Source organism: Streptomyces sp. NPDC046862, assembly GCF_040704615.1.
Taxonomy (GTDB): Bacteria; Actinomycetota; Actinomycetes; order Streptomycetales; family Streptomycetaceae; genus Streptomyces.
In genome coordinates this window covers 23,947-38,442 of record NZ_JBEYXP010000067.1, presented here as the reverse complement: position 1 = coordinate 38,442, position 14,496 = coordinate 23,947, and the positions used below count along the sequence as shown (strand labels likewise).

Annotated in this window: 15 protein-coding genes; 6 read left to right on the top strand and 9 right to left on the bottom strand. The window is 69.8% G+C overall.

All coding sequences use genetic code 11. The features are described from left to right. Nucleotides 1–6 precede the first annotated feature (6 nt). The 4 genes from AB0959_RS46020 to AB0959_RS46005 form a co-directional block, all read right to left on the bottom strand. Nucleotides 7–873 (bottom strand): carbohydrate ABC transporter permease, encoded by an 867-nt coding sequence (locus tag AB0959_RS46020; protein WP_366832890.1) that lies wholly within the window; start codon nt 871–873, stop codon nt 7–9. Further along, nucleotides 870–1,847, bottom strand: coding sequence for a sugar ABC transporter permease (locus tag AB0959_RS46015; RefSeq protein ID WP_366832889.1), 978 nt, complete (start codon nt 1,845–1,847; stop codon nt 870–872). The genes AB0959_RS46020 and AB0959_RS46015 overlap by 4 nt, the downstream gene beginning before the upstream one ends. Nucleotides 1,848–1,856: 9 nt before the next feature. Next, nucleotides 1,857–3,167 (bottom strand): sugar ABC transporter substrate-binding protein, encoded by a 1,311-nt coding sequence (locus AB0959_RS46010; RefSeq protein ID WP_366832888.1) that lies wholly within the window; start codon nt 3,165–3,167, stop codon nt 1,857–1,859. Between the two features lie 181 nt (nt 3,168–3,348). Next, a complete protein-coding gene (locus AB0959_RS46005; protein WP_366832909.1) occupies nt 3,349–4,443 on the bottom strand; it encodes a LacI family DNA-binding transcriptional regulator in 1,095 nt (364 codons plus the stop codon). Between the two features lie 429 nt (nt 4,444–4,872). Here AB0959_RS46005 and AB0959_RS46000 point away from each other — a divergent pair, with 429 nt between their 5' ends. The 4 genes from AB0959_RS46000 (at nt 4,873) to AB0959_RS45985 (ending at nt 7,897) form a co-directional block, all read left to right on the top strand. After that, entirely contained in the window at nt 4,873–5,331 is a 459-nt protein-coding gene (locus AB0959_RS46000; RefSeq protein WP_366832887.1) for a hypothetical protein, read from the top strand. Between the two features lie 424 nt (nt 5,332–5,755). After that, nucleotides 5,756–6,163 (top strand): RidA family protein, encoded by a 408-nt coding sequence (locus AB0959_RS45995; protein WP_366832908.1) that lies wholly within the window; start codon nt 5,756–5,758, stop codon nt 6,161–6,163. 118 nt (nt 6,164–6,281) lie between these two features. Continuing rightward, nucleotides 6,282–6,665, top strand: coding sequence for a VOC family protein (locus AB0959_RS45990; protein WP_366832886.1), 384 nt, complete (start codon nt 6,282–6,284; stop codon nt 6,663–6,665). Nucleotides 6,666–6,724: 59 nt separating this feature from the next. Continuing rightward, entirely contained in the window at nt 6,725–7,897 is a 1,173-nt protein-coding gene (locus tag AB0959_RS45985) for an alpha/beta hydrolase (RefSeq protein ID WP_366832885.1), read from the top strand. Between the two features lie 90 nt (nt 7,898–7,987). Here AB0959_RS45985 and AB0959_RS45980 read toward each other — a convergent pair whose 3' ends face one another. Together AB0959_RS45980 and AB0959_RS45975 are read right to left on the bottom strand one after the other, a co-directional pair. Continuing rightward, nucleotides 7,988–8,320, bottom strand: coding sequence for an antibiotic biosynthesis monooxygenase (locus AB0959_RS45980; RefSeq protein WP_366832884.1), 333 nt, complete (start codon nt 8,318–8,320; stop codon nt 7,988–7,990). A 128-nt stretch (nt 8,321–8,448) separates the two neighbouring features. After that, complete coding sequence (locus tag AB0959_RS45975) at nt 8,449–9,282, bottom strand: LLM class flavin-dependent oxidoreductase (RefSeq protein ID WP_366832883.1); 834 nt, start codon at nt 9,280–9,282, stop codon at nt 8,449–8,451. Between the two features lie 245 nt (nt 9,283–9,527). On the opposite strand from AB0959_RS45975, the gene AB0959_RS45970 reads away from it, so the two are divergent. After that, nucleotides 9,528–10,475 (top strand): hypothetical protein, encoded by a 948-nt coding sequence (locus AB0959_RS45970; RefSeq protein WP_366832882.1) that lies wholly within the window; start codon nt 9,528–9,530, stop codon nt 10,473–10,475. 14 nt (nt 10,476–10,489) lie between these two features. Here the strand turns inward: AB0959_RS45970 and AB0959_RS45965 are convergent, their stop codons facing one another. The 3 genes from AB0959_RS45965 to AB0959_RS45955 all read right to left on the bottom strand — a co-directional run bounded on the left by AB0959_RS45965 (nt 10,490) and on the right by AB0959_RS45955 (nt 13,901). Continuing rightward, the gene (locus AB0959_RS45965) at nt 10,490–12,697 is read right to left on the bottom strand and encodes a serine/threonine-protein kinase (protein ID WP_366832881.1); all 2,208 of its coding nucleotides are present in this window, start codon (nt 12,695–12,697) and stop codon (nt 10,490–10,492) included. A gap of 102 nt (nt 12,698–12,799) precedes the next feature. Further along, entirely contained in the window at nt 12,800–13,288 is a 489-nt protein-coding gene (locus AB0959_RS45960) for a GNAT family N-acetyltransferase (protein WP_366832880.1), read from the bottom strand. 25 nt (nt 13,289–13,313) lie between these two features. Then, nucleotides 13,314–13,901, bottom strand: coding sequence for an XRE family transcriptional regulator (locus AB0959_RS45955; RefSeq protein ID WP_366832879.1), 588 nt, complete (start codon nt 13,899–13,901; stop codon nt 13,314–13,316). Between the two features lie 46 nt (nt 13,902–13,947). Here AB0959_RS45955 and AB0959_RS45950 point away from each other — a divergent pair, with 46 nt between their 5' ends. Continuing rightward, the gene (locus AB0959_RS45950) at nt 13,948–14,490 is read left to right on the top strand and encodes an N-acetyltransferase family protein (RefSeq protein WP_366832878.1); all 543 of its coding nucleotides are present in this window, start codon (nt 13,948–13,950) and stop codon (nt 14,488–14,490) included. Nucleotides 14,491–14,496 lie beyond the last annotated feature (6 nt).

The window sequence follows — 14,496 nt, the reverse complement described above, 5'->3', positions numbered from 1 at the left end:
GGTGGGTCACTTGACGCTCCCTGCGGTGAGACCGGACTTCCAGTAGCGCTGCAGCGTGATGAAAGCGACGATCAGTGGCACGACGGCGAGCAGCGAGCCGATGACGACGAGCGGGTAGTACTCGGGTGAGACGGTGGCGGAGCTGTTCCAGGTGTAGAGCCCGAGACTGAGCGGATACAGGTGCTGGTCGGAGAGCATCACCATGGGAAGGAAGAAGTTGTTCCAGATGGCGGTGAGCTGGAACAGGAAGACGGTGACGAATCCGGGGCCGAGCATGCGCAGGCTGACGCGGATGTACGTCTGCAACTCGCCCGCGCCGTCCACCCTCGACGCCTCCAGCACCTCGTTGGGTACGTAGCCGCTGCTCAGCAGGCGGGCGAGGTACACGCCGAACGGGTTGAACAGCACCGGGATGAACACCGCCCAGAAGGTGTTGACCAGTCCGATGCCGGAGGCCACGAGGTAGAGCGGGAGGGCCAGCACGGTCGGCGGGACCATGACGCCGGTGAGGACCAGCCCGAAGAACTTCTCCTTGTGCCGGAACTCGTACTTGTCGAAGGCGTACCCGGCGGCGACGCTGATCAGCGAGCCGACGAGGGCGCCGACCACCGCGTACAGCAGGCTGTTGACGTACCACCGGCCGTAGATGCCCTCCTCCATGGAGAACAGGTCGGTGAGGTTGCGCCACAGGGAGAAGTCCCCGAGGGAGAAGATGTCGCTGCCGAAGAGCGCGTCGGCGTTCTTGGTGGAGGCCAGCAGCAGCCAGATGGCCGGCAGCAGGGTGTAGAGGGCGGCGAGGCCGACCACGGTGTTGGCGACGGCGCGGCTGGTCAGTCTGCTGCCGCCGGCCGCGGTGGGAGTCGTGGTGGTCACTTGGCGCTCCGTTCCCTGCGGCCGGACCATCGCGTCACGGCGTACGACAGGGCGCAGGTGACGACGAGGAGGATGACGGAGGCCGCGGAGGCCAGTCCGTAGTTGTTGCGGCGGAAGGCCGCGTCGTAGATGTACATGTTCGGGGTGAAGCGGGAGTTGACCATCGGCGTGGCCTGGTTCATCAGCATCGGCTCGGTGAACAGCTGGAGCGCGCCGATCAGGGCGAACATGCACACCATCACGACCGAGCCCTTGATGATGGGCACCTTCACCATCAGCGCGGTGCGCAGGCCGCCGGCGCCGTCGATCCGGGCCGCCTCGATCACTTCGCGCGGCAGCGCCTGGAGCGCGGCGTAGAAGATCACCATGTTGTAGCCGAGGCCGCTCCACAGGGCGATGTTGACGATTGACGGGAGCACGGTGTGCAGTCCCAGGAAGTCGACGGTGATGTCGGCCTGGGCGAAGAGCTTGATGACCGGGCTGAGGCCGGGCGTGTAGAGGTACAGCCAGATCACGGCGGCGATGATGCCGGGCACGGCGTGCGGCAGGTACAGCATCATCTGCGCGGTGCGCCGCAGCCGGATCAGCCCGGAGTCGAGGAGCAGGGCGAGCGCGAGGGCGCCCACCACGACGACCGGTACGAAGATCACGCAGTACAGGGCGATGACACCGAACCCGGACACGAAGCTCGGGTCGTCCAGCACGGCGAGGTAGCTGCGCAGCCCGGTGAAGACGGTGGTGCCGCCGCCGAAGCCGAGGCCCTTGTGGTCCTCGGAGAAGAGGCTGAGGCCGATGGCGTAGCCGACGGGGACGAGGAACACGGCGACGAGCAGAGCCGTGAACGGGGCCATGAGCGTGACGCAGGCGATCACCTGCTGTCGCCGTCCGGCTTTGCGGGGACGGGCCGGGGTCGCGGCCGGCGCCGTGGTGGCCGTCCGCTTCCCCGGTTTCCCTCGGGAGATCACTGTGCTCACGGGTGCACCTCAGTTGGTAGTGACCGACAGGCCGAGGCTCTTGAGGTCCGGCAGCGTCCGGCGTTCCCCTTCGCGGAGCGCGCCGATGATGGTGCCGCTGCCGGCTCCCGCCTTCGCGAAGCCGTCCTCGACGGAGGTGATGGTGGAGGTCATGCGCGGCCCCCACTGCCACCTGGGGGAGATCAGCTGGGCGGACTGCTGGAAGAGGCCGAAGATGTCCTGGCCCGAGTAGTAGCTGGTGTCCATCTCCTTGCGGGCGACGGGGACCAGCGCGGGCACCACGGGGAACGCGCTGCTGATACCGCTGGAGAGCTTGGCGCGCAGGGCGTCCGGGCTGGTCACCATCCAGGTGATGAACTCCAGCGCCTCCTTGGGGTGTTGGCTGTCCTTGGTGACGGCGAAGGTCGACCCGCCCTGGGTGCCCAGCGACGGCTTGGCAGGGTCCCACTGGGGGAGTGGCGCGATGGCCCACTTGCCCTTGCCGCTGGGGGTGGAGTTCATCAGCGAGCCCGCGGCCCAGGCCCCCGCCATGTAGCCGACGGTCTCGCCGCTCTGCAGATGGGCCCGCCACTGCTGGCTGTCCACCGGCTCGACACGCACCAGGTCCTGGTCCACCAGGCGCTGCCAGTATGCGGCGACCTTGCGGGTCGGGCCGTCGGCCATGGAGATCCGCCAGGTGTCACCGGAGGTCCTGAACCACTGGCCGCCGGCCTGCCAGGCGAACCCGGCCATGTGCTGCGATCCGTTGGTGAAGAAGCTGGCGATACGGGAGCGGGGCTGGGCCTTCTTCAGCTTGCGGGCCGAACTCTCGAACTCCGCCCATGTCTTGGGCACCGGGATGTCGTACTTCGTGAACACGTCCTTGCGGTAGAAGAACATCATCGGCTCGATGTCCACCGGCACGGAGTAGGTGCGCCCGTCGAGGGTGGTGAGGTCCAGCGCCTGGGGGAGGATCTTCCGGCGCACCGAGTCGGGCAGGAGGTCGGTGATGTCGCGTGGCACGCCGTCGATGGCGTAGCCCGGCAGCTGGGGGTACTCCATGGTGGCGACGTCGGGGGCGTTCCCGGCGCGGGCGGCGTTGCTGAGTTTGGCCCAGCCGCCCTGGGGGCCCGAAGGGACCTGCTGGTAGTCGACCCGGACCTTGTCCTGGATCCGGTTGTACTCGTCGACGACCTCCTGTGTGCCGCGCAGCGCCGACCAGAACGTGAGACGGACGGGGCCGCTCCCGGCGCTGGTGCTGCTGCCCGAGGCCGAGCAGCCCGTCATCAAGACGGCGAGGATCGTGAACAGAGCCGCTCCGACCCTGCGGGTACTTCGCATGAGCCCCTCCCGCATCCTTGCTGGGTTACGGGCATCCTCGGCGGAGAACGAAAAAGGCGTCAAGAGATCGAACAGAAGAAACTTAAACGGTCAAACGAACATGAAGGCCGGAGTTCCGCGCAGCAGACCGCGGTCGGAAGTAAGTCGTGTGTATGGGAAGTCGTGTGTATGGGGGCAGCCTTCAGACCGCCGACGGGGCCGTGGCCGTGGACTCCCTGATCACGAGGTCGGGGAGCAGCTCGATGTGGCGGGTGGCACCGGGCCGCACTCCGCCACGCGCCATGTCGAGCCGGCGCAGCAGCAGGTCGACCCCGACCCGGCCGAGCTCCGCCTTGGGCGGGGCGACGGCCGTCAGCGGGACCGGCCCCATGTCGGCGACCACGTCGTTGTACGCGACCACCGAGCAGCGTCCCGGTACGTCGACGCCCGCCGCCTGCAGCCGCTGCACCAGCACCAGCGCGTCCATGTCGCTGTGGATCAGCACCGCCGTGGCGCCGCTCTCCCCGACGGCCTCGGCCAGTTCGACCGCCCGTGGGTCGGCGACGCGCGGGTCGGGCCCGGCGGTGCGCGAGCTGAGGATCGTGCGGCACCCGTCGGCGAGCCCCCGGGCGGCCGTCTGCTCGGCGAACTCGGCCCGGATGACCCGCGCGGTGGGGCTGTCGTCGCGTGCGGCCAGCACGATCCGCCGGTGCCCGAGGCGGACCAGGTGACCGAGCGCCAGGTGCACGCCGTACGCGTGGTCCGAGCGCACACTGTCCAGCGAGTAGATCCCGCCGGTCCGTGCGGGGCGCCGCTCCACCAGCACCGTGGGAACGTCCAGGTCGGCCAGCCACGAGTGGTCCGCCTCCGCCTCGGCCCGCGTGCGCCAGTGCGGCGACAGCAACAGCCCGCGCGCGCCGGCGTCCAGCGCCTGGTGCACCGCCTCGCGCTCCGCCCCCATGTCACCCGCGGCGATGTGCAGCGCGAGCCGAAGGCCCGCCTTCTCCGCGGCCTCCCGCGCACCCTGCACGGCCTCGGTGAGATAGGTGTTGCTCTCGGGAACGACCATGGCGACGGCGTCACCCCCGGCGGCGACCTCCTCGGGCACAGGGCGAAGCGAACGCGCCACTCCGTGCCCGCGGCGCACCTCCCCGCGCCGGGCCATCTCCTCGACGTCCCGGCGCACGGTCACGACGGAGACACCGAGCTCGTCGGCGAGATCGGTGATGCGCGCGACGCCACGGTCCCGCACCACCTCCGCGATCCGGCCCTGCCGCTTCTGCGCCGACTCCCGCATGGCCCCACCGCTCTCGTTCACGTCATTCGCGTCGGTCGTACCTGCTGTCTCGCGATCGGTTGCGCGCGATGCGTTCATCGTACCGATCAATCGATCAGAATGCTGCCGACCGTGCTGACACGGAGAGGTCCGGGAGAGGTCCGGGCGTGCGGTAGACTGGATCTTGAGCCGGTCGCCAGAACTCCTGGTGCCTGGTCGTGCGTTGGTGGTCCAAGGAAAGACGTCCCGCTTCCTGCGGGGAGATGCAGGTGCAAGGCCTGCCCGGCGCTCCGATACGAGGGTCCGCCCCGCGTCACGCGGGACGGACCCTCGTTTTTTGCGCGGCTTCGCCGACCGATGAGTTTCCTGCTCCGCTGCCGTCCTGTCTTCGACGAGCGTCAACGACCGACGACCGATGACCGGCGGCGAGACGAGAAAGGGGTGATCGTCGTGGATGGAGCGCCACGTGACGAAGCCTTGGAGAGGCTGGACGTCCTGGTCGGCGAGTGGGCGGTGGAGGTCGACTTCCCCGGTCTGGCCGCGCCTGCCGCACGCAGCGTGTTCGAGTGGACGCTGGACGGACGTTTCCTGGTCCAGCGCACCGAGGTCCCGCTGGCCGAGGCCCCGGACAGCATGGCGATCGTCGCGGTCGATCCGGAGACCGGTCGGTACACACAGCACTACTTCGATGCGCGGGGAGTCGTCAGGGTGTACGCGATGACCCTCGCCGACGGGGTGTGGCGGCTGCTGCGCGAGACGCCGGACTTCTCGCCCCTGGCGTTCCGGCAGCGGTTCACCGGGTACGTCAGCGACGACGGCAACACCATCCGCGGCACCTGGGAGATGTCGAACGAGGGCTCGACCGGCTGGGAGCGCGACTTCGCGCTCACCTACCGCAGGAGCCGCTGAGCGCGGCACACAACGCACGAGCACCCGCCCTGGACGACAGGACGGGTGCTCGTGTGTGGAGCGCCGGGCAGGCCTTGCACCTGCATCTCCCCGCAGGAAGCGGGACGTCTTTCCTTGGACCACCAACGCACGACCAGGAACCAGGAGTTCTGGCGACCGGCTCGAAAGCAAGCCTAGCGCACCCTCGGCGTCGCTGTGACGACACCCGTGCTTCACCCGTCAGTGCGCCTGAGGTCCCTGTCCTCGGCGAGCCGCTGAACTGCTGGGTCACCATGAGGTTCCTCAGTCACTGAAAAGTGCGTTCTTCCATGTCGGCGACCGCTCTCCTATGGTTCCTGAGTAACCACAAGAGACCACGTGGAATCTGTGCCCGCAGAAGCGGGTCCATCGACTTTTCCACCCTTATGGCATGAAGGCGGACAACATGGCCATCACTCTCGTCAACCCCAGCGGCCTCCCGAAGATCGACGTGTACCGGCAGGTGTCGATCGCGACCGGGTCGAAGCTGGTCTTTGTCGCCGGACAGGTCTCCTGGGACGCCGAGGGGGCAACCGTCGGCGAAGGCGACCTCGCCGCCCAGGTCGAGCAGTGCTACCTCAACATCGCCACCGCCCTGGCCGAGGCCGGTGGTTCCTTCGACGACGTGGCGAAGCTGAACGTCCATGTCGTCGACTGGACTCCGGACAAGATGCCCGCGCTGCTGGAGGGGATCTCCCGGGCGGCCGCGAAACTCGGGGTCACCCCGGTGCCGCCGGTCACGCTGCTTGGTGTCGCGGCGCTGGACGTGCCCGACCACCTGGTCGAGGTGGAAGCCACGGCGATCATCGACTGACCGGGCGTTGCTCACTCCGACGGTGCGGCACAACCAGCCCGGGATTCCCGCAGGTTGCGGCCTGACGGTATGTCAGGAACTCCTCCCGGTGGTCGTCCGCCGGATCTAGCATGGCGGCATGGCCCTCGACCTGTACGCAGGCATTCCCGTCGCCGACTACGCGGCCGCGCTGGCGTGGTACGAGCTCCTGCTCGGCTCCCCACCCACGTTCGTCGCGAGCGATACCGAAGCCGTGTGGGAACTCGCGGAGCACCGGTCGGTGTTCATCGAACACCGACCGGAGCACGCGGGCCACGCCCTGCACACGGTCTTCGTCGACGGCCTCGAAGAGCTCGTCGCCCAGGTGGCCAATCGCGGGCTGGAGCCCACGAAGCGGGAGACCTATGCGAACGGCGTGCGTAAGGCGACGTACTTCGACCCCGACGGAAACGAGATCCAGTTCGGGGGCGCACCCCTCAGCCCCTCGCATGACGCCAGGCCCCCGAGTCAGTCCGTGGACTGATCACGGATCAGCTCGCGGCAGGACGTGTGCGGGGGTCGCTGTTGCCTAGCCTCACCTGCATGAATCGTCTGCCCCGCGGCGCCACCGCCGCGTTACTCGGTCTGTCCCTCGCCCTCCTTGGGGCGGGGACGGCCCACCCAGCACCCGCACCGGAATCGGCACCGGCTGACGTGTCGGTCGCCGCTGAGAGAGATCGCGTCCACCTCGAACTGCCGCGTCCCACAGGCCCGCTCGCGGTCGGCCGCGACACCCTGCACCTGGTCGACGCCGGCCGCCCCGACCCGTGGGTACCGGAGGCCGGGGCGCGCGAGCTGATGGTCTCGCTGTACTACCCGGCTCGCTCGGGCCACGGCAGGACGGCACCGTACATGACCACCGACGAGGCCCGCGCCTTCCTGGTGGACCGGGACCTGGCCGAGGTGGTGCCCGCCGAGACGCTCAGCGGCACCCGCACCCACGCCCGTCCCGGGGCCACACCCGCACGCGGGAAGTTCCCCCTGGTCGTACTGTCACCGGGATTCAGCGTGAACCGTGCGACCCTCACGCTGCTCGCCGAGGAACTGGCAAGTCGAGGCTACGTGGTCGCCGCCGTCGACCACGCCTACGAGTCGGTGGGCACGACGTTCCCGGGCAACCGTCTCCTCACCTGCGTCGCCTGTGACAAGGTCGCCGAAGCCGGGTACGAGGCCGTCCCTCGCGGCCGGGCCCAGGACGTCTCTTTCGTGCTCGACCGGCTGACCGCCCGTTCCCCGGCCTGGCGGCACGCCGGCATGATCGACCCCGCGAGGATCGGCATGGCGGGTCACTCCATCGGCGGTGCCTCCGCCGCGTCCACCATGGTGGGCGACAGGCGTGTGCGTGCCGGGGTCAACCTGGACGGCCGCTTCTTCGACCCGGTGCCGGCGGGCGGCATCGGGGGCCGGCCGTTCATGGTGCTCGGCACAGAGAGCGAGGACACCGCCTGGGCACAGGACTGGCCGAACCTCGACGGGTGGAAGCGCTGGCTGAAGGTGGCCGGTTCGGGGCACTTCACGTTCACCGATATACCCGTGCTCGCCGACCAGTTGGGGCTCCTGCCACCGGAGGAGCCCCTGTCGGGCGACCGGTCGCAGAAGATCACCCGCCGCTATGTGACGGCCTTCTTCGACCTCCACCTCAAAGGCGTCGACCGGCCCCTGCTGGACGGGCCGTCGTCCCAGTACCCAGAGGTGCGTTTCCACCGGACCGGCTGAGCCGGCGGGCGGCTTTGTGGGGACGGGCAGGAGCAGACCTGCCCCGCTGCCCGTCCCCACGGACCCGAAAGAGGGCCCGCAACGACCTGCCTACGCGCCGGCCGGGCCCGCCTGCTGCACCACTTCGAAGGACCACAGAGTGGACCCGCTCGCCGCCGGCCTGGGCCGCTCGCCGCCGCCCTCCGCGTCCCCGCCCTGGTGGGCCGCCTTCATGGGACCCTCCATCCAGGCCTGGAAGGATTCCTCGTCACGCCAGCGCGTGTAGACGAGGTAGGTGTCGGTGCCCTCGACGGGACGGAGGAGCTCGAACCACTCGAACCCGTCGGAGCCCTCCACGGCGTGGGCACGGGACGCGAAGCGCTTCTCCAGGGTCTCCCGCTGTTCGGCTGGGACGGTCAGTACGTTGATCTTGACGACGCTCATGGACCCATCCTGCCGTACGGCTGCCCGTGGACGAGGAGCGGCTCGTACCTCGCAGCAGTGCTCGAAGCCTCGCCCTGTCGCTGTCGCTGTCGCTGTCGCTGTCGATGCCGCTGTCGGCGGCCCGTAGCTCAGACGCGAGGTGGTCCGGCATCGACGACGGTCATCGACAGTTCCAGCGGGTCGAAGTGGATCAGCGACTCCAGCCACCAGGTCGCGCCGGCCTCGGCGAGTTCCTTGAGGTCCACGTCCTTGTCCTCCTCCCACGCGGGACTGGCGTTGCCGCGTACGGCGATGTCGAACGGCCGGGCGGTGGGCAGACCGGCTCGGCGCAACTCCTCGCGGATGCCGGCGACTTCCTCGGGGGAGAGTTCGTGGTCCGCCGGGTTGGGAAAGAACCCGTCGCAGCCGACCGCACGCCGGATCACTCGCGGGTGGTTGGTCGAGCCGGCCATCCAGACGGGAATGCGGTGCGGCTCCGGCTCGGTGGCAGCGATGTTCACCTGATAGTGCGTTCCGCTGTGCTCCAGTGCCTCGCCGGCCCACATCGCACGCATCACCTGGAGCCCCTCGGTGAGCATCGCCGAACGGGTCGTGAGATCGGCGGGTTCTCCGAAGCTGCTGAAGTCACCGGACTCGTCGACGCCCACTCCGGTACCGATGACGAGCCGTCCCCGGGAGAGCCTGCTGACGGTGGACGCGTGCCGGGCCACCATCCAGGGTCGGCGCCGGGCCGGCGGTGTGACCATCGGGCCGAGCAGCAGATCGTCGGTGGCGTGAGCGATCGCGGCCAAGGTGGTCCAGGGGTCGGCGATCGGCATCGCGTCGGAGAGCACGTGGTCCCACAGGAACACACCGTCCCATCCGGCTGCCTCCGCCCGTACGGCCAGTTCCACCAGGACGTTGGGATCGCCGAACGGGCCGAACGGTGGCAGGTAGACACCGAAGCGCATGTTCTCGGTCAAGGGGGCCTCCTTCAGGGCCGACTGCCGGGACGGGGTGGGCCGCACCCCACGCGCTCAGTCTCGCGGGCCTGCTCGACGGCGTGTGAATTGGGTCACCGCATGCGTGGAACCGGCCCGACGGCTCCGCTCGGCCCGGAGGACGAGCGCGACCTCCGTCGGGCGGCGGAGGCGGATGCTCCCAACGGTGGCTTCCCGACGGCGGGAGATGTTTCAGCCTGGTCTTCTGCCGAGGGACGGAGCGGGGGATGAGTGGAGTGGGACGGTGGGACCGGACCGGACGGTGGGGCGCGTACGGGGCCGCTCTGGCCCTCCTGCCCTACCTGTTGATCAAGATGTCATGGGTGGTCGGCTCGACCCTGGGCGTGGCACCGATCGGTGAGGGCTTCGACCTCGCCGGTTGGGTGGTCCTCAACACCGTGACGATCGGCATGGCGGCGATCGGTATCGCCTTGTCGCTCGCCCTGGTGCGGCCCTGGGGAATGCGGATGCCGGGGCGGCTGGTGGCCTTCTGCGCCTGGACCGGGTCCGGGTTCCTGGTGTCGGTCCTGCCGTACGCGGTGCTCAGCTCGATGCTGGACGCCGCGCGTGGCGGCCCGGGCGGCGGTGACAGCGGCGGGGGCGACGCCATGCCCGGCTGGGAGGCCGCGCTGGTGCAGTTCGGCTTCGTGGGGATGGGGCTGGGGCTTTCCCTGGCGCTGCCCGCCTACCTCCTGCGTCGCTGGCCGGAGGCGCTCACGCGACGGGTGGGGCAGGGGCACGGTGCCCTCGCCCGTGGCTCGGCCGGCACCGCGGCCGCCGTCGGTCTCGGCTGGCTGTACTGGGCGCTCGGTGGCACCGTGGGCATCACGCACCCGGCCGAGCGGGACACGAACTGGTACCTGCTGAGCGCCCTGGGCGCACTGTGGGCACTCGCCGGTTCGGCTGCCCTCTGGACACTCGTCCGCAAGCGTTCCGCCCGGCCGCGTCGCCTCCTGCCGGCGCTCGGCTGGCTCGGATCAGGCTCGCTGTTCGCGTGGAGCGGCTGGAAACTGGCCGTGACCGTGCTGGTGGCGTCGGCACATCCGAGCGACGTCATCCCACCGGAGAACCCCACCATGGCCGCAGCACTCCACCTCGCCGCCGTCGCAGCCGGGCTCGGCATGCTGAGAACACTCGTCCACACGCCGAAGGAAGCGTTGCCTGAGGCCACGTGAGGTCCCTAGGTGCCCTAGGTGGAGGAAACGTCGGCCACCGAGAAGACCCCCGGCCCACTGATCCCGTACAGCACCCCGCCCACCAGCAGCGGTGGTGTCGGGCTCGGTGTCAGCTCCTCGAAGGAGCGTCCCTCCGTGTCGAAGGACGGGGCGGTGCGCCCGATCTCCTTGCCGGTGCGCGGGTCGAGAGCGAGGATGCTGGTGTCCGGCATGTTGACGTACAACCGGCCGTCGTGGATGGCCGGTTCACTGAAGACGCGCAGATCGCGCGAGCTCGTCCACAACGGCTTCCCGCGCTTCAGGTCGAGGGCCAGAAGAGTCTCGTTGCCGTAGTCGAAGAGGTACATGACGTCGCCGTGCACCAGCGGCGGCCCCTCCGGCTCGACGTTCCACGGGAAGTCGACACGGCGGGTCTGCCCACTGTCGAGATCCTGGATGAAGAACGCCGCGGAGACACCGGAGTTGTCCTCCCAGCGCGCGTAGTACGCCGTGCCGTCGTGGACCGTGGCCAGCCACAGATCACCCTTGGGCGGCTTGACCGTGGCCACCGTCCGTCCGGTACGCGCGTCGACGCGGGCGATTCCGCCGGAGCCCCCGCGCAGATCGGCGTAGAGCGTTCCCTCGGCTCCCCCGTGGAATGGGCTCGGTGAGGTGGAGGTCAGCTCGCGTCGCCACAACTCCTCACCCGTGCGCGGCTCGTACGCGGCATAGCGCGCGGTGTCGGAAGGCCCCAGCTGATCCAGCCGTACGAGCAGTACGCCGCCCATGTACGCGAACTCGCCCAGTGGACCGTCCCGATGCCACAGCCGCTTCCCGGTCCTGCCGTCGAAGGCGTCCACCCCCTCCGACCGGTCGGCGCTGTTGACGTACACCACGCCGTCGTGGACGACCGGCTCGCGCAGCGAGAAGCCACTGACCTTCTTCTCGCTCATGGGCTTCGTCCAGTCCACACGGCCCGTCGCCGGGCTCAGGCGCATCAGCGCGACCTGTGGGGACGAGCAGAAGACCCCGAGTGCGTCAGCGGTGCACGACAGCTCCGTGGCGAACGGGTCGTCCTTGGCCGGCTCCAGGGCGTTGTGCCACGGCTTCCAGCCCGGTGGTACCGGGCCACGGGCCGCCGCCCGCGGGTCGTCCTGTCCGGCCTCGCCCACTGTGCCCGCAGGGCTGTCGGCCAGCAGGGTCACCGAAGCCGTTCCCGCCATCCCGAGGAGGACCGCGCCGACGACAGCGGTCCACAGCATCTTCCCGCGCCGCCTCCGCCCGCTCCTGCCGTCCTGCCCGTCCGGCCCGCCCTTCCTCGTCTCTCCGGTGCCGCGGGCCGTCGCGGGCGGCAGCGTCTCCGTTCCCGACAGGACGGTCACCGGAAGCGGGGACGGCTCCTCACCGGGCCGCTTCTGGGACGGTTCCTCCGGGAGCTCGGCCAGCGCGTCCAGCACCTCGCCCGACGTCGGCCGGCCCGCGGGCTCCTTCGTCAGACAGGCTGACACCAACGAGCGCAATTGTTCAGGCAGTTCGCCCAGCTCGGGTGTGTTGTGCACGGTGTTGTAGGCGGCGAGGTAGGCGTTGTCCGCCTCGAAGGGGCTGCGCCCGGTGGCCGCGTACACGAGCACCGCGCCCAGTGAGAAGACATCGACGGCGGGTCCGACCTCACGCGGACTGACGAACTGCTCCGGGGCCATGAACGGCGGCGAGCCCATCACCATGCCGGTCTGGGTACGGACCTCACTGCTGGCCGCACGGGAGATGCCGAAGTCGATGACGCGTACCGCCCCGTCGTTGTCCCCCTCCTCCAGCAGCACGTTGCTGGGCTTGAGATCCCGGTGCACGACCTCCGCGCGGTGGATCTCGCGCAGTGCCTCGGCGAGTTCGGTGCCGAGGCGGCGCAGCGCGGGCCAGTCCAGCGGACCGGATTCGGCGACCCGCTCGGCGAGGGTGCGACCCGGGACGAACGCGGTGGCCATCCAGGGCCGTTCCGCCTCCGGGTCGGCGTCCACGACCGGTGCCGTGAACGCTCCGCTGACCCGCCGCGCGGCCGCGATCTCCTGGCGGAACCTGGCCCGGAACTCGGCGTTGTCCGCGTACTTCGCATGCACGATCTTGACGGCGACGGCCCGCCCTGAGACCGACCTGCCCAGGTAGACGACGCCCATGCCGCCGGTCCCGATCCGCGATTCGATCCGGTATCCGCCGACCGACCGCGGATCGTCCTCGCGCAGGGTCACCGCATCTCCTCCACCGGTTCCGGCCTGAACGGCCCCGGCCGGACCCATCTGGCATGGACCGCTCACTCTAGTGGGCCGACCGTCCCGCCCACCACGAGCTCGTCAGCCGGTCAGGGTGAGGACCACCTCGTCGATCTCCTCGCCGCGCGCGTTCGCGAAGCCTCGGTCGTTGCCGACCACGACGAATCCGCACTTCTGCAGGACGCGGAGGGAGCCGCCGTTGTCCGCGGCAGCGCGGGCGTGCAGCGGACGGTCCGGCACGACGGCGAGCAGCTCCCGCAGCGCGGCCGTCGCGGCACCACGGCCCCAGTACTCACGCCCGATCCAGTACGTGACCTCGCGCTCCTCCGGCGGTCCGTAGACCGCGGCGTGGCCGACGACCTCCCCGCCCCCGCCGACGACGGTGCGCGTCACGTTCCCCGGATCGCGGCGGACCCGGGCCCAGTGTGCGTCGAACGCGGCACGGTCCGAGGGATCCTTCGCGGTGAACGCCGCCATCCGCACCCCCTCTGGATCCTTCATCTGGGCGTAGAAGACCGCCAGGTCGCCGTCCCTCACTTCTCGCAGCGTGACGTCCACCAGGACCTCCATGTAGTGACCTCGACAACAGGCTGAGTCACGGCGCCGGGCGGTGCTGTTGCGCGGAGCGGGGGCGCATGACAAGGGCGGCAACATGGTAAGTGCACGGCGCCGGGCCGGGGTTGGCATATCCGTGTGTGACGTCGGCGGCGAAGTAGGCGGAGTCGCCCGCGTCGAGATCGAGTACTTCGTTCCCGAGGGTCAGCCGGAGCGTGCCGGACTGCACGGCGATGAACTCGTGGGAGCCCGGGGCGTGGGCGGGGAACACACCGGCGTCGCAGCCGGACGGCAGAGTGGTGCGGATCCACTCGAAGTTCACCCCGGGGACGACCGGGGACAGGATCGTCCGTCGCCATCCGCCGGGCTCGTCGACCGTGTCCTGGTCGGCCGCTCGTCGCACGACGGCGCGGCTGTCCGTGAACTCGGCGACGAGCTCGGGAAGAGGAACGCCCAGCCCTTCGGCGATGCGGGCGAGGACGGTGATCGTCGGGGCCTTCTGCCCACGCTCGACCGAGGACAGCATGCTGACGCTCACGTCGGCCGCGTCCGCGAGTTGCTGGAGGGTCAGGCCCCGGTCGTGCCGCAGCCCTTGGATGCGCCTACCCAGCGCCAACAGATCGAGCATTACACTATAATAGCGATCATTTTTCCTATAGAGAAAAGAGCCGGCTGTGGCAGATTCCGAGGTGACGATCCGCCCGGCGACTCCACGGGACCTCAAGGCGGTGACCGGCATCTACGCGCACTACGTCCTGCACAGCGTCGCCACCTTCGAGACGACCCCGCCGGGTGTCGCCGACTGGGAGCGCCGGCTGGCCGACCTCACCGACCGCGGCCTGCCGTTCCTCGTCGTCGACCTCGACGGGGAGGTGGCCGGTTTCGCGTACGCGGCCCCCTGGCGGCCCAAGCCCGCCTACCGCCACACGGTGGAGGACACGATCTACCTCGCCCCGAACGTCACGGGCCAAGGCCTCGGCGGCGCCCTGTTGCGTGAGGTGATCGCCGGGGCGGCCCGGGCCGGAGCGCGGCAGATGATCGCGGTCGTCGCCGACACGGGCACCGAGGCCTCGGCAGCACTGCACCGCCGTTACGGATTCACCGACGCCGGCCGCCTCACCGGCGTCGGCCGCAAGCACGGACGGTGGATCGACACGCTGCTGCTGCAACGCGACCTGACGGCAGGCGAACCGGGACACCCCGCAGACGCACGGTGACACGGC

Excerpts from the sequence above, each read along its gene's own strand:
- AB0959_RS46010 (WP_366832888.1), bottom strand. The coding sequence starts at position 3,167 with ATGCGAAGTACCCGCAGGGTCGGAGCGGCTCTGTTCACGATCCTCGCC.
- AB0959_RS46005 (WP_366832909.1), bottom strand. The coding sequence starts at position 4,443 with ATGCGGGAGTCGGCGCAGAAGCGGCAGGGCCGGATCGCGGAGGTGGTG.
- AB0959_RS45995 (WP_366832908.1), top strand. The coding sequence starts at position 5,756 with ATGGCCATCACTCTCGTCAACCCCAGCGGCCTCCCGAAGATCGACGTG.
- AB0959_RS45990 (WP_366832886.1), top strand. The coding sequence starts at position 6,282 with ATGGCCCTCGACCTGTACGCAGGCATTCCCGTCGCCGACTACGCGGCC.
- AB0959_RS45985 (WP_366832885.1), top strand. The coding sequence starts at position 6,725 with ATGAATCGTCTGCCCCGCGGCGCCACCGCCGCGTTACTCGGTCTGTCC.
- AB0959_RS45980 (WP_366832884.1), bottom strand. The coding sequence starts at position 8,320 with ATGAGCGTCGTCAAGATCAACGTACTGACCGTCCCAGCCGAACAGCGG.
- AB0959_RS45970 (WP_366832882.1), top strand. The coding sequence starts at position 9,528 with ATGAGTGGAGTGGGACGGTGGGACCGGACCGGACGGTGGGGCGCGTAC.
- AB0959_RS45960 (WP_366832880.1), bottom strand. The coding sequence starts at position 13,288 with ATGGAGGTCCTGGTGGACGTCACGCTGCGAGAAGTGAGGGACGGCGAC.
- AB0959_RS45955 (WP_366832879.1), bottom strand. The coding sequence starts at position 13,901 with ATGCTCGATCTGTTGGCGCTGGGTAGGCGCATCCAAGGGCTGCGGCAC.